This window comes from Rhodococcus sp. WS3 (genome assembly GCF_003797085.1).
GTDB classification, from domain to species: Bacteria; Actinomycetota; Actinomycetes; order Mycobacteriales; family Mycobacteriaceae; genus Rhodococcus_F; species Rhodococcus_F globerula.
Genome location: NZ_RKMA01000002.1, coordinates 184,638 through 202,118, shown reverse-complemented (window position 1 = coordinate 202,118; position 17,481 = coordinate 184,638). Strand labels below are relative to the sequence as shown.

Sequence of the window (17,481 nt, the reverse complement as noted above, 5' to 3'; positions counted from 1 at the left end):
ACACCCATTCCTTGTGAGTAACGCTACGTCCCCCCATATCCGAGATCCCCCGCGCACCTCGGCGCCGAGACCCCGCGGCGTCAGGCTGTGAGCAAATCCTGGCAGCCGCGCGCGGTCGCCGCGTCCTCCATGTCCCGGACGGAGCCGAACCAGGCTGCCGAGGACCTCGCCCGACGGAAGTACAGGTGCGCGTCGTGCTCCCAGGTGAAGCCGATGCCACCGTGGACCTGGATCAAGGTGTCGGACGCCGCGAGGGCCGCGCGCGATGCGACCGCTCGAGCCAGCGGAGCGAGCCTGGCAAGGTCCTCCGAGTTCCCCGCGGCCGCGGCCTTGCCGCATAGCCCCACCAAGCCGCGCGCCGCCTCGACATCCACGACGGTCTCCGCCAGCCGATGCGAGATCGCCTGGTAGGTGCTGATGATGCGCCCGAACTGAGTGCGTTCGGCCGCGTACGCGGCCGCGCGGGAGAGGCACCCGGCCGCCACGCCTGCACTCTCCGCGGCCAGATGCAGCAGGGTGATGTTCTGGATCCACTCCCAGTCAGCCTCCGCACCAACCTCGGTGAGCGCCACACACGGCACCGACCGCAGTGCGACATCCGCAAACGCCTGAGAGAAGTCCGTCGCGGCGAGGGGCGTCCGGGTGATGGACGAACCCTGAGCGGGCAGGTCCACCGCCACCAACTGCGAACCGCCATCCGCACCGGCCCACACCACCACCACGTTCGCAGCCATGCCATCCGGCACAGCCCGCAAATCCGCGGTGATCGTCAAGCGCTCGCCGTCACGATTCACCCGGCCCTGCCCGTCGGAGGATGGCCCTTCCGGGTTCACGGAAACGGTCGCCACGAGGCCTTCGGTCGCGATCTGGCGGAGCCACTCTTCCCGTTCGGGCGCGGCCGAACGGCTGACCTGCAACACATGCGCGGCGGTCAGGGTCGAGCGCACCGGCGCTGGAGTCAACGCGGTCCCTGCCTCCTCAAGAACCGTGCATGCGTAGTCCGCGGTCAAACCCATGCCACCAAGGCCATCTGAGACCCCAATGCCCGCGACCCCGAGATCGCTCGCCAAAGACTGCCAACGCACGGCATCGAAACTGTCGGCGCCGCCCTCCGCGATGGCCCGAACCTCGGCCAATGCCTCCCCATCTGCAAAATAGTTGCGAAGTGCCGCGCGAATCTCACTATGTTGAATATCAGGCTGTTCCATGTTTGTCCCTAAATCTCAAGAAACGCATTCGAGTCAAGCTTCGATTTCTCCGGCTACACGGAGACCTGCTTCAGCCGACCCCGCAGGATCTTCCCGGTCGCGTTGCGCGGCAGCTCGTCCAAAATACGAATATCCTTGGGGCACTTGAAGTGCGCGAGCCGCTCCCGGCAATACAGCCGCACCTCCTCCGGATCCATCGACTCGGAGACGACGACGGCCGCGGAGACCCGCTGGCCCCACACCTCGTCCGGCAGCCCGAACACCGCGCATTCGACGACGCCCGGCATTTCCAAGAGCACCGCTTCGACCTCTGCAGGCTGGACGTTCTCGCCGCCGGTGATGATCATGTCGTCAGCGCGGCCGACGACGTAGAGATAGCCCTCGTCGTTCAGATAGCCCATGTCCCCGGTGGCCACCCATTGGTCGGGGCTGATCGGATCCGCAGTCAAGCCGTCGCCCTGCCAGTAGCCGAGCATCACCGACGGCGATTTGATCATGATCTGGCCCTCGACCCCGGCGGGCACCGGCACACCGCTGAAAAGATCCCAGATCTCAATCTGATTTCCCGCGAACGGACGTCCGGTCGCAAGGTATCGGGTGGGGTGCGGCCCCTCCAGCTCATGATCGGCCGGCTCGAGTTGCGCCACCACGCCGCCAGCCTCCGTCAATCCATAGATCTGGGAGAATCTGCACTTGAAGACCTCGAGGGCCGCGCGCAGGATCTTCTCCGGAATCGGAGACGTGCCGTACCCGATGTGCTCGAGCGAGAGCTTCGCGGCCGTCTCATCGTTCATCGATTGCAGGACCATCTGGATGAGGGTCGGCACCATCAGCGCATGGGTGACGTTGTTGCCTTCGAGAGCGGTCAGCAGTCCCTGCGGAGTCGAATCGCTGGTGAACACCACCTTCGCTCCGCGGGATAACCCGTACTGCACCCAGCAAGAGCCCGCGACATGGAACACCGGGGGGACGACGAGCGCCGTGGTCTCCGTCGTCATCTCACACGACGTTCTCTCGTACTGCGCTAGCTCGTTGCGCGCCCGGCCGATCGCGGCCGCCTTCGGCAGCCCCGTCGAACCGGATGTGAACCAAAACAGCGCCACGTCGTCGGGTTCGGGGATTAGCGTCGCGTCGTCGGCCACCGACGAGGAGGACCACGGGATTTCCGTGCGTGGGCCGAGCACCAGGATCCGCGACTCGTCCGCCTGGAAAGACCGAGCCAGCTCACCCAGAGCGACATCGGCAATGACCAGATCCAACTCGACATTCTCGATAGTACGGCGCAGCTCGTCCGCCGTCAGCCGCCAGTTGAGCCCGGCCAACGCAGCGCGCCTGCGCCAGGCCGCTAGCAACAGGATCGGGAATCCGATGTCATTGCTGCCTAGCCAACCAACCCGGCTGCCGACACCGATGCCGCGGCGGGCAAGGTCACTGGCCGCGCGATCGGCGGCGTCGTCGAGCTGTGCCCAGGTCAGCTCTCGGCCCAGGCCAACGAACGCGACCGCGTCAGGCCGTTCCCGACGGTATCGTCGCACGCTGTCATCGATGGTCTCGGCCACACCGAGCCATGGATCTGCTGTGTTCATTCACACTCCCGATTCATGCCAGCCCGTCGCCGGCGGGTGCATGCCGCCGACTCCGTGAGGGCACTGATGATTGGCACCCATCCACAATGCGGTGTCACACGTCACTTTCTAAAACTAAATTTAGAATTACCGGCTGCGCGGTGGCCGTCAAGTGCGACCCAATTGCCACTGACGGCCACCGCCCGTCGGCTACGAAAAATCGTGCCGCGCTAACCAGTCCCCCACCACGCCGACAGCCTGGTTCAATGGGCCGCGCTGCGCCGGTCCGTCGTAGTAGTGCGTCGCGCCCGCAATCGTGTGGCACTCCTTGTCGGGGTGACCAATGGCGTCGAAGAGCCGCTGGGTGTGGCTGGGAGTGCAGGCGTCGTCAGCACTATTGCCGATGACCAAGGCGGGGACGGCGATGTCGTTACCGCACCGGATCCCATCCGCACGCGCATCGTCGTAGCTCCACTGGGAAAGCCAGCTACGCAGTGTGCAGAACCGGGCCAGTCCGACGGGAATCATGTTCGAGACCTGCGGATCGCCCAGATAGCACGTACCCGGCTCGCGGTCATTCGGATCCAAGGTCGCATCCAGCCAGCGCGGATCCGCCATCGTTCCGTGCACCACGAATCCAAACTCATCATGGGGGCGTCCCGACGCCTTGATCTCCGCGAGCTTCGCCTTGACCCAGGCCGTGATCCGCCGGTTGCGCGCGATCTGCGCCGCCCGATATCGCTCCACAAATTCCGCGGTGTACGGCGGCTGATTCGGGTTGTCCGGGTTGTAGAGGTCTAGCTCCGGGTCTCTCTTGGAGGGATCCGACTCGTCGAGGATCGACGCGTCCATCCATTCCGTGAGCGAGCCGTGCCGGCTGATGTGCGCGGCCATCAGCATCATGCCGTCCGCAGCCGGCAGGTCCAACGTCGCCAGATCGGGCCCGTCGCCGTCCGCGCTGGTAGACACCGTGACGTGCTGCGCTTGCTGCTGGTAGTACAGCGACAACGCACCGCCGCCGCTCCAGCCCGCCAGCACAACCTTCTTGTAGCCGAGGCGCTCCTTGGTGTCGCGCAGGCACGCGCCCATGTCCTGGACGACCTTCTCCATGATCAGCGCGGAGTCGACGCCCCGGTAGCGACTGTTGCAGTAGATGACGTGGTGTCCGGCGCGGGCCAGCGCATTCATCATCGGCAGATAAGCTCCACCGCCGATCGGATGCATGAACACGATTGCGGTGTCCGACTCGACATCGCGCGGCTTGAGCAGGTAGCTCTCCAGTGCAACCTGGCCGCCCGGGCCGCCGTAGGTGTCGCGGTAGGGCGAGGTGTCATTGAAAATAATCAGGTACGGGATGCGGTCGTACTTGTGACGGGGAGCCTCGGGGGTTGTGGTCTCAGGCGTTGCGACTGGTGCACTCATTGCTAATCTCCTCAGGTGTGCGGTGGGTAAAGTGCTTCTCTGGCCTAGCTCTAGTTCTCGGTCCTCGCCACGCCTAGGACAGCTGCGGACGGAGTCAGACGACGCCGGGTATCGATCGCGATAATTTCCCAGCCCACGCTGCTATCGACATCATGGCGACGACGCGAACGCTCCCGCGCGCGCTCGGGGGCGCCGTGGTGCATGCCCTGGGGTGCGTGCGAGATCAGGCCCTCGGGCATATCGATGCCGAACACATTTCCGCCGTGGTAGAAGGCGATCTCGTCGTAGTCGACGTTGCGGTGATACCAGGGCTGACGTTCGGTCCCGGGCACGCCCTCCGCCGGGCGCGGCAGGAAATTGAGCACGTAGACGCCGGTGGCCTGCATGAACAGGTGCACGGTCGGCGGCAGATGCACACTGTCCGAGAGGAGGGGGTTGTAGTCCTCGATGTTGAAGGTGAACGGGAAGTTGTCTCCACGCCAGCCGACGACGTCGAGTGGGTGGTGCGGCCCGAAAATCGTGGTGGGGCCGCCGTCGTGCATCAGACGGGTCTCGTACTCCTCCCGCCCGTCGTCCCGCATCTCCACGGGCTCGGGAATCTCGACCTGCGCGGGGTCGAAGGGGAAATGTCGTCCCAGCACTCCTGCCGGCGGCACCCGGAACTCCTCGGTCGCCTCGATCATCAGCAGGAACGTCTCGCCGTCGGCGGGCACCTGACGGAAAGTTGTGGCCTTGGGCAGGTAGACGTAGTCCCCCGGCCGGTAATCCAACGGCCCGAACTCGGTCTCGAAACGGCCGGTCCCCTTGTGGACGAAGGCGAGGACATCGCCGTCGATGTAGCGGGTGTGGAACGGCATCGCCGCCGTGCGCCGGCTGAGCAGGATGCGGCAGTCGACGTTGCTGAACAGCAGCAGCGGCTCGCCCCGCTCATCCGTCAGGTCAGTCGGCGACAGACCGTTGCAATCCGCGTCGATTGCACGCAGCGGCCCTTCCGCGCGAAACACCGTCGGGTCGTTGCGGCGGTAGAAGTGCGCCACCCGACCCGTGAAACCAGCACGGCCCAGCTCGTCGTCCTTGAGTCCGTCCAGGTCCGCGTGCACGCGCTTGGGCGTGGTGCCGCGACGAAGGTGAACAAATGATTCCATGTGATCCTCCAAAAAGTGGGAGTACAAATCGGGCCGGTCAACGCGGCAGGCGCAGGCCCCGGTTGGCGATCAACCCGCGCTGAATCTCGTCGGTACCGCCAGCCAGGTGCAGGCCGGGCACGCCGAGGATGAATTCCGACCAGGCATGAGTGTTGAACACGCCGGTATCCACGAAGGCGCGATGACCGAGCAGGTCGGCGGCGAGCGTGCTCACCTCGTCGAGGGCACGCGTCATCAGCATCTTCTGCACGGAGCCGGAGACCTCCGCAATTCCGTCCAACCACTCATCATCAGCACGGTCCATTGCCGCGCGCATTGCCAACACCGCGCCGACCGTCTGGGCCACCCGCACGCGCAGGAACGGATCTCCGCCGCCGTCCTGCTGTTCAATCAACCCGGCCAGCCGATTGAGCACCGTCGGCGACAGCGGGCCGCCCGCCCCACCCATCGAGCCCCGCTCACTGCTGAGGCTGGTCAGGGCCACGCGCCAGCCCTCTCCCGGGGCGCCGATGCGGGCGCTGTCCGGGACACGGACCTCGTCGAGGAAGACCTCGTTGAACGCGGCGCCACCCGTGATCTGGCGTAGCGGGCGAACCGTCACGCCCGGGGCGTGCATGTCCACCATGAACATCGTCATGCCTGAGTGCTTGGGCGCGGTCGGATCCGTGCGGACCAGCGCCTCACCGAGATCCGCAACGTGACCGTGGGAGGTCCACACCTTCTGGCCGGTGATCACCCAATCGTCACCCTCTCGCACGGCCTTGGTCGAGACGCCCGCGAGATCAGAACCTGCTCCCGGCTCCGAGAAGAGCTGACAGCCCACCTGGTCGCCACGGAACAGCGCGGGCAGGTACCGCTGTCGCTGCTCCGGTGTGCCGTACTCGAGGATCGCTGGCGCCACGATATGGAGGCCGACGAACAGGTTGTGCCGGGTCGGCAGGTCAAAGGAGTCGATAAGGGATTCCAGCCGATTCGCGTCGTCCTCGTCGAGCTCCCGCCCGCCGTACTCAGCGGGCCCGTCCGGCCAGGCCAGTCCCGCATCGAACAGCCGGCTTTGCACCTGCCGCGCGATCGCGAGCACCTGAGCTTCGTCTGCACCGGACTCCTCCACCGCCGCAATACGGTCCGATTCCGAGCCGTCTCCGCCCGCGATGGGGAACTCCGCGCAGATCTTCCGCAATACGGCTTCTGCACCGGCGAGCACGTCTACTTCAGCAGTCGTCATCTCAAGCCCACGCAGTCAGGCCGGCCGTCTCGAGGGCAATCGCCTTCGCGTGGTCCATGTCGTAGTGCTTGCGGGTGACCAGTCGCTGCGCGTACAGCCCGCCGCCGGACTGCATCATGGTGACCAGCTCCCAGCCGCCGAGCGCATCGGCAGTCATATCGCGGATGGCGTGGAACAGGCGGGCTCGGTACTCACCCTCGACGCCGTCCATCGTGCGCATGTACTTGCGGATGTCATCGCCCGTCTCGGGGTTATTGAGGTCCGCGACAGACGGCGCGGTAACGATCGAGCCGCCCCCAATATCGTGCAGGTGGCGGACCATGGTGCTGAATTGCTCCGCGCCGTAATGCTTGGCCGCATTGGTGTAGAGCTCGCTCGGGAAGTACCAGCCCTCGGGCGACGGTTTCGCATTGGCGATGGCCGCCTCCAGGCCCGCGCGCACGAGGCTCGAATAGATCACCATTTCGGCGATCTTCTCCTTAATATGCACAATCTTTTCCGTACCATTCGCCTCCGCGATCAGCTGGGCGAGGCCGGTGAGAATATCGCCGCGCTCCGCGAGGTGCGCGGTGCCACCGAGGCGCTCCCACAGCCCCAATGCGTGGGCGAAGGTGCCGGAGTGCTCGGTCTCGCCAGCGAGGAAAACGCGCTCGTTGGGCACGAAGACGTCATCGAAGATCACGAATCCCTCAGGCGTGTTGTGCCGGGAGCTGCGTGGGAAGTCCTCGCGGCGCTCACTGGGGGCGTAGTTCGTGTTGATAATGCGTACGCCGGGGGCGTTAACGGGGACTGCGCACGCGACGGCCCAATCCTCCTCGCCGGCCTTCATCATCTTGGTCGGCATCACCAGCAGCTCGTGGCAGACCGCCGCCGACGAGATGTGCAGTTTGGCACCCCGAATGACGATGCCGTCTGGTCGACGTTCGACGATCCGCGTGTACACGTCAGGATCGTCCTGCTTACCGGGAGATAGCCGGCGGTTGCCCTTGCCGTCGGTGATGGCCTGCACGCAGCGCAGGTCGTTGGCCTTGCAGTATTCGAAGTAGGCCTCGATGCGGGCGGCCTCGACCGGCATCGCATCGCGCATCCGGGCCGCTGCCGTCAGGTAGGCCAGTAGTCCCTGTGAGGTCGTCACGGTGACCATGTCCCACTTGAGAATGTTCTCCAGGACCACGCGGAGATCTTCGACTGACTTCGGGATAGCGAAGTACGGGCCGCACGCGTCCGCACCCGGCTGGTAGTTCGCCTCATATCCCTCGGCGATCAGCCGGACTGTGTCTTTGAACTGCCGGTGGGTGGTCAGGTCCCCCACCTTCGCCCCGTCTGCGTAGAGCTGCCGCCCGTCATTGAGGGAGTCCAGATACTGAGCCTGCGTCTTCATCGCCATTGGGTTTCCTTACGATTTTGAGGAGTACAACAAACCTGAAACTGACTTTAGATTTAGAATCTAAGAATGGCAAGCGTTTGGCGAAACGAGGTAAGTTACATGCACTGGTTCAAGACAACGCCCATCGGCGGCGTCGGTGCGCACGACTCCAACAGCCGCGCGAAGAGCATCCGAGCAGAGAGGGTCGGCGTTTCGGTGACCTCAACCAAGCAAGTTCAGCAGGAGGGGCCAACGGCCGCCACCACCAAAGGCCGTCGCACCGAAGCCGCATTCATGGATGCGGCCCGCGAGGTCTTCCGCGAGAAGGGCTATTTCAACGCCAAGATCGCCGATATCGCCAAGGCCGCCGGTCGCTCGCCGGGCTCGTTCTACAACTATTACGAGAGCAAAGAACAGCTACTCGATGCCCTGCTCGACCAATTCGCAGATGAGGTCCGCACCGAGTCGGTACGGACGCGGCACCGCGGAGACCCGTATGAAAACGTCCTCGACGCCGTGCGCGCGTACTGGTCTGCGTACCAGAAGTACCTGCCCGAGATGATCGGCGTCTTCCAGATGTCGATGACGGATAAGGCATACGCGAAGCGCTGGCGGGACAATCGCTCAGCCGGAATTTTGTCCGTCATCGACGGCATCACTCGAGCTCAGCGGGACAACTACGCGAACGACGTAGATGCAGAGGCCATGGCATCAGCCCTGGTTTCGATGCTGGAATCCTACTGCTGGGTCTGGATGGCCACCGAAGGTGACGCGGTAGTGCAGCGCCCCGACGACGAAACCAGCATTCGCACTCTCGCCACCATCTGGCATCGGGCACTGTTCTACAAGGAACCCGCGAGCTAGCCATCCGCCGGCGTCCCGCCTCGCAGTGCTGCGCCGCCCTCTCGTCGACGCCTTCCGGGGCGTTGCCGCAGCCGCCCGCACAATGGAGGTCGCGACTTCCTCGAGACCCGCGCGGCCGTCACCATCGGCCCCTACGAACTGAGCAGCCCGGTGTCCTCGCACCGATGGCCGGCGTGACGGACGTGGCGTTCCGGACGGCTGTGCCGCGAGCTCGAAGAGGAAAAGACCGGCTCCACCGCAGGGCTTTACGTGTGCGAGATGGTGACGGCCCGCGCGCTGGTCGAGCGCCATCCGACGACGATGTACATGACGACCTGCACAAGCACCTGCTCGGCGTCGTCTACCTCGCCACCGGCACCATGCCCGCGCAGATCGTCGACCACGAACTGCTCTGGAACGCCCATCGACATGGCACAGCGCTACGCCGCCCCTGGGATGGGGGCGGCGTGGCGCTGTGCCCTCTGCCAGCGTGACGCCGGCGGCGACTAGCTGTAGTTCTCAGGGAGGTTGTGAACGGCGTGGCATGACGACATAGGCGAGGGCCTCCGACATCGGCGTGAGTTGCCGCACAAACACTGATCACCAAGAGACCCTCATGACACACGCCAACACCTATCTCTCCGACGATGCTCGCGCGGCGACCTATGCGGGGTGGTTACATCATGACAATCATCATCCGGCAAGACGCCTATCGAGCGCCTAGACGTTCACAACGTCCCCGAGAACTACAACTAGGCCAAGTGGCATTCCTGGATGAGGGTGTTGAGCCGTCCGTGTGGGCTGGGGTTGTGGATGGAGGTCGTGCCGGCGGCAGCCATGGGCTCAGTCGTCGTCCCCGACAAGGGGCGGCGCACCCCAGTCTGCGTCAGGGCCTCGGCGGGTTGCGCCGCTCTGCGCTTGACGAGCCGGAGATTCAATTCGGCCTGGACCTCGGCCAGGATCTCCATGGCATCGTCGAACAACTGCTGGGACTCGGGGCTGTAGCGCACGATCTGGGCACGACGGTCGCCGGGATCGGGGCGATCGTCACGATCCCTCTACGCTCCAACTCGGCTAGCCAGGTTGCTGACCGCCTGCTGGGTCAGCCCGATATTGCCTGCCAGCGTCGAGGGTCGACGCACGCCGAACGCCAGGTTTGCCAGGTTTGCCAGGTTTGCCAGGATGAGAGACTGGGCGCGGCCGACATCGGTCCACCCGTGTCGTCGCAGCCCTCCGGCGAGGGCCTCCTCGAACCAGTAGTGGGCACGCAGCAGGTCCATCATCATTGTTGGTTGCACACTATCTCCTATCTGCGGCCAGTTGCCGAGATTGTTGGCGGTCCACACCCTACTTTCCCTCAGTGTTGAGACGGCCATGCCGAGCTGATTCGTCTCCGATCGCGCTCTCCGCAATGCCGGTCCCTATTGCGGATTCCCTGTCCTCCACTCGACTTCGCAATCGAGTCATGGCAAAATCTAAAACTGAATCTAGTATTAGAAATACTGGCGGAGCAGTCCCTTGGAGGAGGCCAGCACATGGCCCACGATCACCGTGTCGATGCGTTCGGGCACGAGCTGTGCCGGGTGTTCGGCATGACGGAGGCCGGTGGCTTGGTCACCTGCCTCCCGCCCCAAGACCGCCTCCTCGAGGGCGAGCGCAGTGAGCGGCGGGCCAACCATCACTTGAGCGCCTCCGCCGCCCGGGCGGCGAACCCGCCGGGCGACCGCCACAACGGCCCGACCAGGCAGCTAGGAGACCTGTCATGCCCCGGAACTTCACCGTGACCCACGAGAACAGCGTCGCCGTCGCGACCCTCGACGTGCCCGGACGCACCATGAACGTGATCGACGCCGCCGAGTTGCGCGACGCCGTAGAGGAGGTGCTGGCCGACGTGAGCGTCGCCGGCATGGTGATCGCCTCCGGCAAGGAGGGGTCCTTTGGCGGCGGCGCAGACCTGACCACGCCGCCAGCGCTGGCCAGCGACCCCGGTTCCGAGTCGTTCCTGCTAGCCACCCACGACCTCATGGAGCGGATGCGCGGCGCGGCGAAGCCAATCCTCGTGGCGATCAACGGATACGCACTCGGCGGCGCCCTCGAGGTGTCGCTGGGCGGCAGCACCTTGATCGCCAGCGACCGCACCACTCTCGGGGACCGCCCGGGGCGCGGCGAGCGTCGCTGAGCGGATCTCACGCCAGCAGCCGACCATTCCCCGCGGGCGCCACCCTGACCGCGCTGGCCGCCTCCAGCGGGCTGGAGCGCCGGGAGCGCCCGGGCCTCTGACCCCTGGATTCGCCGCTGGGCCAATGCCTTACGGTCCCATCCCCGTTCGACCCCTACACAAGGAGCAGAGAATGACCATTCGCATCATCCAGTGGGCCACCGGTTCGATCGGCAGGGTCGCGCTGCGGCACGTGATCGATTCCCCGGAGCTGGAGCTGGTAGGGCTCAAGGTGCACAGCCCCACCAAGATGGGGCGCGATGCTGGCGATATTGTGCGGCGCCCTGCCACTGGAGTACTCGGCACCGACAAGCTGGAGGAGATCCTTGCCCTCGACGCGGACGTCGTCCTGCACATCCCGCTCAACGGCGAGTCGCCCGACCAGCACGTGGGTGACCTGGAGCAACTGCTGCGCTCCGGCAAGAACGTCATCACCACGGTGGGATTCACCTACCCGCGGGCGGTGGACCGGGTCCGCGCCGCGCGACTGGAGGCCGCAGCACAGGCCGGTGGCGTCACTCTGATGGGCACCGGGATGAACCCGGGCTTCATGGCCGAGCGGCTGGGGGTGCTGCTCACCGGCATGTGCACCCAGGTCAACGGACTGAGCGTGCAGGAGACCTACGACTGCACCCCGGTCGCCTCCCCGGGCTTCATCTACGACCTGTGTGGCTTCGGCGTGAGCGAGGAAGAGTACTGGGCCACGGCGAGCAACCGGCGCGAGTTCTTCGGCAGCATCTTCGGCGAGACGCTCGGCTACCTCATCGACACACTGCAGCTGCCGGTGGACCGCATCGAGGAGGAGCACCGGTCCGTGATCGCTGAGGAGGACGTGCAGACCGCGGCCGGCCCCATCCCGGCCGGGACTGTGCGGGGCGTCGTGTGGCAGTGGCACGCGATGAAGGACGCCGAGAAGGTCATCACGGTCCGGATGGTGTGGTTCGCCGGCGAGCCTGAGGAGGGCTGGAACGACGGCTGGCAGATCCGCATCGAGGGCGCGCCCCGGGTGCACATGGACCTGCAGTGGCTCGACCCGATCGGCCTGCCGGAGCGGTCCAAGGCCGTGCAGTACGCGACGGCGGGCCCCGTCGTCCGAGCGATCCCCGAGGTGGTCAAGGCGGCGCCGGGGATCCTGGTCCCCCCGACCTTTGCAACCTTCCGCGGCGCTGGGGCGCCGGACAGCGCCACGCTGCTCGACCCCGCCCACAACTGATCCCGGCCGCGGATCCGGGCCTCCGCCTGTGTCCGGGGGACATCGAAGACGTGAGGAGACAAAGTAAGACCGACAAACAGTGAGGTTTTCTCGCCAGGGTTGCGTGTGTGACGGGTGAGGCATCGCACCGACGGCGTGTCATGACATGAATGTGGGGTCCTACCTGGTAATCATCGGTTTCGACGAAGAACCCGACACGCCAAGTAGGACCCCACGTGATTAGCCATCGTGCCACGCTCGACGTGCCCAAGGAAACCCTCGAGTTCCTGTCACACGCACTCGACGCCCACCGCACGCAAGTCGACACCCGCCCCTGGCAACGGGCAGCGACACCATATGAGCAGGCAGTAATGGTGTTGCGCTGGTTCCGCGCGGGCACCAACATCGCCGCCCTTGCCCGCGACGCGGGCATCTCGCAGGCCACCGGATACCGCTATCTACATGAGGTCCTCGAACATGGCATCGCGGTGGGCTGGGAATTCCTGTGCCTGGACGGCACTCTGATCGAGTCGACCCGTACGGGCAAGTGTTCCGACGCCGGCCACGACCTGTGGTATTCCGGAAAGCATTACCGCCATGGCGGCAACATTCAGGTCCTGGCCGACCCCGCAGGGTTTCCCCGTGTGGGGCTCGGCCGTGGAGCCGGGCTCCGTCCATGCCATCACCGCCGCCCGTAGCCAGGGCATCCTCGGAGCCCTCTACGTCGCAGCGGACAAAGGGGTGCCCTCCTTGGTGGACAGGGGGTGCGTCGGCTCTGGTATCGGCATTATGGTGCCGACCAAGGGCCGTAACCTGCGCCGCTGCCGCAACACGCTGCTCTCCGCGATGCTGGCACCAGCTGAACGTGCGAACGCACTGCTCAAGGCCCTATGGAAAGCGTTGCGCCGTGTCACGCTGTGTCCGTGGCGAATCGGTCCGATCACCGCAGCCAGCACTGGTGCTATCGCACCTTCAGGCCCTCGCCTGGCGAGATAACCTCAGTGTCGATCCGATCGAGGGCATTGGGAGGCGCGTGCCGCCGGCGGCGACTAGCTGCAGTTCTCAGGGAGGTTGTGAACGGCGTGGCATGACGACATAGGCGAGGGCCTCCGGTATCGGCGTGAGTTACCACACAAACACTGATCACCAAGAGACCCTCATGACACACGCTAACGCCTACCTCACCCCGTCCGCGTTCTATCTAAGGGCACGGACGTTCTTCGCAGCCCACGGGATCCTGATCTCCGCAGCGTTGACGGACAACGGATCCTGTTACTGCTCAAAGGTTTTCAACCCAACCCTCGGTGAAAACGTGAGACATCGGTTCACCCGGCCCTATCGTCCGCAAACGAACGGGTAGGCCGAAAGGTTCAACCGGACCCTGGCCGCCGAGTGGGCGTACGCCAACACCTATCTCTCCGACGATGCTCGCGCGGCGACCTATGCGGGGTGGTTACATCATGACAATCATCATCGACCCCACTCCGGGATCGGCGGCAAGACGCCTATCGAGCGCCTAGACGTTCACAACGTCCCCGAGAACTACAACTGGCCTGCGGCCACCTCACGCAAACGGCTGTTCAAGACATGCTCCGCGAGCTTCCCTCGCATGACCTTCCCCGTCGCGGTCCGCGGCAGCTGCGGGACCAACCGCAGATCCTTGGGGCACTTATACCCGGCCAGGTTCTGACGGCAGTGCGCCATGATGTCGTCCTCGGTGATCTCGTCCGAATCGACCACTACCGCGGAGGCGATGATCTGGCCCCACTTATCGTCGGGAACTCCGAACACAGCGCACTCGGCGACACCCGGCATGAGGACGATGGCGGCCTCGACCTCGCCCGGGTGCACATTCTCTGCGCCGGTCACGATCATGTCGTCCGACCGGCCCTCGACGAACATGTAGCCGTCCTCGTCCATATAGCCGAAGTCACGAGTATTGAGCCAGCCATCGACCAAAACCCTGGCGGTCTCGTCGGGTCGACCGATGTACCCCTTGGTCATGGAGGGCGCTCGGAACCACAGTTCGCCCGACTCTCCAATCGGCAGGTCCTCACCTGTCACGATGTCCCGCGCCTGTACCTCCACATCCTTTCCAGGCCTGCCGGCTGATGTGAGCTTGCTGCCGCCGCCCGCACTGAGGTCATGATCGGAAGACGCGAGAAAGGTGACCGCGCCGCCAGTCTCAGACATGCCGTAGACCTGGCAGAAGTCGCAATCGAGGACCCTCACAGCCTCCTGCAACAGCGGCAGCGCGATGGGAGAGGCGCCGTAGGCCACATGCTTCAGAGCGGGCAACGGGGTCGGACTATCTCGCAGCCAATGGACGACGCTGTGGATGAGCGTCGGCACCATGACCACGTGGGTCACCTCGTGATTGCGCAGGGTCTCGACGATCCCGCCCGGCGAGAGGTCATCCGCGAACACCACGGTCCCACCTGCAATCAGGGTGTAGCCCATGCAGATGGCGCCGGCAGCGTGGAAGGTCGGCGGAACAATGAACATCGTGGAGGTGGCCTCCAGTTCATGCACTGTGCCATAGGTATATGCGGCGGTGACCGCATCCAGGTTCAGTGGGACCGCCTTCGGCGCTCCGGTGGTTCCTGAGGTGAAGTAGATCGTCGTCTCGTCATCGATCTCCGATTCCAGGACCGCAGCCTCCGCGGTGGCGAAGTCCACGTCCGCACCGGGCAGACTTGTCCGGTCCAGCACCGTGTAGTCCGCCCCCGGCGGCGTCATCTCCGCGGCGCTGGCTGCCAACTCGGCGCCGACGAAGATGTACTCAAGACCGATCTCGACGCCGGACTCGCGCACATTGCTGGCCGGCAACCGCCAGTTCATGTTGGCGACAGACGCTCTCCGCCGCGCGACGCCAAGGATAATCGCGGGATACCCGGCGCAGTTCTGCGTGAGCACTCCCACCCTGGAACCAGGGCCGATGCCCTTCTGCCGCAGCAATTCGGCCACTCGGCTGGCCGATTCATTCAACTCTCGCCACGTGATGGACATGTGCGGGTCCACCACCGCCACCCCATCGGGGTTGGTCCGAGCATGCTCCCGCACGGTCGTGTCAAATGTTTTGTTCACACTGCCTCCAAGCAGTTGGTTGACCTTCGGAATCTACGAGCTTGCGCGCATGCCGGACCGGCACCGCCCTGACTTCCACCGGCCAGGAGAGCGTCGCCATACGTCCTGCGTGATGTTGGCGGGACCACCCAGGCCACAGAGGTGAGAGTAACGTCACCATCACGGCATTTCAAGAGCTGACTCACGATCAAAGTTTTCAGCAGAACCCCGGCCGCGCCACGCTTCCCCCTCGCCGACCCAGGCTCACAGGCAACGCCGAAACCGCAGAACAGTGAACGTGTCGCCCCAGCTCAACCCTTAATTTCCGCCAACAGGGGACCCGGCCAGGGTTACACCTCGGGGTTGACAAAATCAAAAAGGTGACAGTAACGTCACCATCACCTTGCTTCAAGGGTTACCCCACGATTGGAGATTTCAATGGAACTCGGACTGCTGAGCTTGGGCGATCACCTCCCCGATCCCACAACCGGAAAGCGCATCAGCCAGGGAGAGCGTCTGCGGTCGATCGTGGACGCTGGAGTGCGCGCGGATGAGCTCGGTTTCAACACCATTGCCATCGGCGAGCACCACTTCAACGATTACATCGTGTCCTCGCCGCTGATGATGCTGGCGGCGATCGCGGCGCGCACCGAGCGCATCCGCCTCACCACCGGGGTGACGATCCTGCCGATGCATGACCCGGTGCGTTTGGCGGAGGACTTCGCCACTCTGGACCAGTTGTCCGGCGGGCGTGCCGAGCTGGCGCTGGGCCGGGGAATCTCATCGGACGGGTATGTGGAGTTCGGGGTGGATGCGAGCAGTTCCCGAGAGATCCTCACGGACAAGCTCGAACTGCTACGCAAGCTCACCAGCAGCGAGCAGCCGGTGAACTGGACCGGCGACTTCCGGCCCGACCTCACGAATATCACGATGCAACCGCAGACTGTCCACGGCACGCCCCGCATCTGGATGGGCACCGGTATGAGCGAGGAGTCCGTGCGCTGGGCCGCCGGCCTGGGACTTCCGCTGATGCTGCCCAGCATTTTCCGCTCCGCCGAGGAGTGGAAGGGTTTGGTGGCCTTGTACCGCGAACTCATGGCGGAGTCGGGGAATTCCGAGAACGCTTTCGTCGGCGCGTGCAGCTACGTGCATGTGGCGGAGACCAGCCAGGAGGCCCGCACCACGTGGCAGCCGTACGTCGAGTCGTATGCCAACTGGGCCAACCATATGCGTGGTGTGACCACCAAGATCGACTTCAACCGGCTTATCGACGGGCCGGCCTACTGCGGCAGCCCCGCCGAAGTCACCGAGCGGATGCTCTCGATGAAGGAGGCCCTGAATCCCGATCTGCACCTGTCCGTTTTCGATATCGGCGCCCTGCCGCACAGCAAGCTCATTCAGACCATGGAGCTGTTCTCCAGCGACGTGATGCCGCAACTCACGGGCGTGAAGACCTCCGTCTCCGCCTAACCTGCCTCAGTCTCCGCATAACCTAAGGTGTCGTCTCGGGGGCCCGGTCCAGGGCCCCCGGCACGTTCCACTGGAGACGAAGGCGCGAGGAGCACATCACATCGTGGACACCACAGCTGCTGACACCCCAAGACGTTTAGGCGCTAGAGGGGAAAAGACCAGGACAGAGCTCAAGAACGCCGCCCGGACTGTCTTCGCCCGCATCGGCTACCTGAACGCGACGGTGCCAGATATCGCACAGCAGGCATCCAAGTCTCCAGCCGCCTTCTACAAGTATTTCGACAACAAGCGTGATGTGCTCGAGGTCCTCCTCTACGATTTCCTCGAGGATTTCACAACTAGCACCAAGCTCTTGGGCACCCCCGACCTTTCTCGGTATGAGGACCTATACCGGGCAGTCGAGTCCTTCTGGAACGCCTATATGGAATATCGCGTGGAATGGGTCGGCGCGATTCACGCCTCCGCCGTGGACACAGAGTTCCTCGACACCTGGCTGCGACTCCGCGATATCGGGGTGCAAAGAATCGCCCACTTCGTGAAAACCGCACAAGCGAACGGGCACTTCCCCCAGGACCAAGACCCCATTGTGACCGCATCCAATTTGTCCGCGATGCTCGAGCACTCCTGCTACCTGTGGGCCGGGATCCAAGCGTCCTCGCTCGGCCGCCCCACCGACCCCGCCGAAGCAATCAGCTCGATAGCCACTCTGTGGCACCGCTCGATCTGGGCGCCCGGGAATCAGCAGTAGTGCCTCCGCTCCT

The 17,481-nt window shown here is 64.6% G+C and carries 16 protein-coding genes and 3 pseudogenes; 8 read left to right on the top strand and 11 right to left on the bottom strand.

The genetic code is table 11. The features are described 5' to 3' along the window. Positions 1 to 80 precede the first annotated feature (80 nt). From EEB13_RS15115 to EEB13_RS15090, 6 genes are all read right to left on the bottom strand, one after another. Positions 81 to 1,208: an acyl-CoA dehydrogenase family protein gene (locus tag EEB13_RS15115; RefSeq protein WP_141485684.1), complete on the bottom strand. Its 1,128-nt coding sequence runs from the start codon at positions 1,206 to 1,208 to the stop codon at positions 81 to 83. A gap of 53 nt (positions 1,209 to 1,261) precedes the next feature. Continuing rightward, positions 1,262 to 2,794 carry an AMP-binding protein gene (locus EEB13_RS15110; protein WP_141485683.1) on the bottom strand — a complete coding sequence of 511 codons (1,533 nt, stop codon included), beginning with the start codon at positions 2,792 to 2,794 and terminating at the stop codon, positions 1,262 to 1,264. A 189-nt stretch (positions 2,795 to 2,983) separates the two neighbouring features. Continuing rightward, positions 2,984 to 4,195 (bottom strand): alpha/beta fold hydrolase, encoded by a 1,212-nt coding sequence (locus tag EEB13_RS15105; RefSeq protein ID WP_141485682.1) that lies wholly within the window; start codon positions 4,193 to 4,195, stop codon positions 2,984 to 2,986. A gap of 50 nt (positions 4,196 to 4,245) precedes the next feature. Further along, the gene (locus tag EEB13_RS15100; protein ID WP_141485681.1) at positions 4,246 to 5,340 is read right to left on the bottom strand and encodes a homogentisate 1,2-dioxygenase; all 1,095 of its coding nucleotides are present in this window, start codon (positions 5,338 to 5,340) and stop codon (positions 4,246 to 4,248) included. Positions 5,341 to 5,377: 37 nt separating this feature from the next. Continuing rightward, the gene (locus EEB13_RS15095) at positions 5,378 to 6,565 is read right to left on the bottom strand and encodes an acyl-CoA dehydrogenase family protein (protein WP_141485680.1); all 1,188 of its coding nucleotides are present in this window, start codon (positions 6,563 to 6,565) and stop codon (positions 5,378 to 5,380) included. 1 nt (position 6,566) lies between these two features. Next, the gene (locus tag EEB13_RS15090) at positions 6,567 to 7,952 is read right to left on the bottom strand and encodes a 4-hydroxyphenylacetate 3-hydroxylase N-terminal domain-containing protein (protein WP_141485679.1); all 1,386 of its coding nucleotides are present in this window, start codon (positions 7,950 to 7,952) and stop codon (positions 6,567 to 6,569) included. 66 nt (positions 7,953 to 8,018) lie between these two features. Between EEB13_RS15090 and EEB13_RS15085 the strand changes: the two genes are divergently transcribed. Continuing rightward, positions 8,019 to 8,795, top strand: coding sequence for a TetR/AcrR family transcriptional regulator (locus EEB13_RS15085; protein ID WP_315985029.1), 777 nt, complete (start codon positions 8,019 to 8,021; stop codon positions 8,793 to 8,795). A 123-nt stretch (positions 8,796 to 8,918) separates the two neighbouring features. Next, positions 8,919 to 9,110, top strand: a pseudogene (locus EEB13_RS15080) (tRNA-dihydrouridine synthase); the annotation flags it as partial. On the opposite strand, the gene EEB13_RS31530 reads toward EEB13_RS15080, so the two are convergent. The 4 genes from EEB13_RS31530 to EEB13_RS15065 form a co-directional block, all read right to left on the bottom strand. Beyond that, positions 9,041 to 9,205 carry a hypothetical protein gene (locus EEB13_RS31530; RefSeq protein WP_187328600.1) on the bottom strand — a complete coding sequence of 55 codons (165 nt, stop codon included), beginning with the start codon at positions 9,203 to 9,205 and terminating at the stop codon, positions 9,041 to 9,043. The pseudogene EEB13_RS15080 and the gene EEB13_RS31530 overlap by 70 nt on opposite strands. Before the next feature lie 321 nt (positions 9,206 to 9,526). Beyond that, positions 9,527 to 9,784 (bottom strand): hypothetical protein, encoded by a 258-nt coding sequence (locus tag EEB13_RS31525; RefSeq protein ID WP_187328567.1) that lies wholly within the window; start codon positions 9,782 to 9,784, stop codon positions 9,527 to 9,529. Between the two features lie 48 nt (positions 9,785 to 9,832). Then, positions 9,833 to 10,072, bottom strand: coding sequence for a hypothetical protein (locus EEB13_RS15070; protein WP_141485678.1), 240 nt, complete (start codon positions 10,070 to 10,072; stop codon positions 9,833 to 9,835). Positions 10,073 to 10,267: 195 nt separating this feature from the next. Next, positions 10,268 to 10,456, bottom strand: coding sequence for a hypothetical protein (locus EEB13_RS15065; protein ID WP_187328566.1), 189 nt, complete (start codon positions 10,454 to 10,456; stop codon positions 10,268 to 10,270). A gap of 80 nt (positions 10,457 to 10,536) precedes the next feature. Here EEB13_RS15065 and EEB13_RS15060 point away from each other — a divergent pair, with 80 nt between their 5' ends. From EEB13_RS15060 to EEB13_RS15045, 4 genes and pseudogenes are all read left to right on the top strand, one after another. Continuing rightward, complete coding sequence (locus tag EEB13_RS15060) at positions 10,537 to 10,953, top strand: enoyl-CoA hydratase-related protein (RefSeq protein WP_141485676.1); 417 nt, start codon at positions 10,537 to 10,539, stop codon at positions 10,951 to 10,953. A 172-nt stretch (positions 10,954 to 11,125) separates the two neighbouring features. Further along, complete coding sequence (locus EEB13_RS15055; RefSeq protein WP_141485675.1) at positions 11,126 to 12,205, top strand: hypothetical protein; 1,080 nt, start codon at positions 11,126 to 11,128, stop codon at positions 12,203 to 12,205. A gap of 215 nt (positions 12,206 to 12,420) precedes the next feature. Next, positions 12,421 to 13,172, top strand: a pseudogene (locus EEB13_RS15050) (transposase family protein); the annotation flags it as partial. Between the two features lie 204 nt (positions 13,173 to 13,376). After that, positions 13,377 to 13,721: pseudogene (locus tag EEB13_RS15045) on the top strand (integrase core domain-containing protein); the annotation flags it as partial. A 5-nt stretch (positions 13,722 to 13,726) separates the two neighbouring features. Here the strand turns inward: EEB13_RS15045 and EEB13_RS15040 are convergent. Next, on the bottom strand, positions 13,727 to 15,271 hold the full coding sequence (locus EEB13_RS15040) for a class I adenylate-forming enzyme family protein (RefSeq protein WP_141485674.1): 1,545 nt from the start codon (positions 15,269 to 15,271) through the stop codon (positions 13,727 to 13,729). A 417-nt stretch (positions 15,272 to 15,688) separates the two neighbouring features. Here EEB13_RS15040 and EEB13_RS15035 point away from each other — a divergent pair, with 417 nt between their 5' ends. Together EEB13_RS15035 and EEB13_RS15030 are read left to right on the top strand one after the other, a co-directional pair. Next, positions 15,689 to 16,720: an LLM class flavin-dependent oxidoreductase gene (locus EEB13_RS15035; protein WP_141485673.1), complete on the top strand. Its 1,032-nt coding sequence runs from the start codon at positions 15,689 to 15,691 to the stop codon at positions 16,718 to 16,720. 103 nt (positions 16,721 to 16,823) lie between these two features. Beyond that, the gene (locus EEB13_RS15030) at positions 16,824 to 17,468 is read left to right on the top strand and encodes a TetR/AcrR family transcriptional regulator (protein WP_187328565.1); all 645 of its coding nucleotides are present in this window, start codon (positions 16,824 to 16,826) and stop codon (positions 17,466 to 17,468) included. The last annotated feature ends 13 nt before the right edge of the window (positions 17,469 to 17,481 follow it).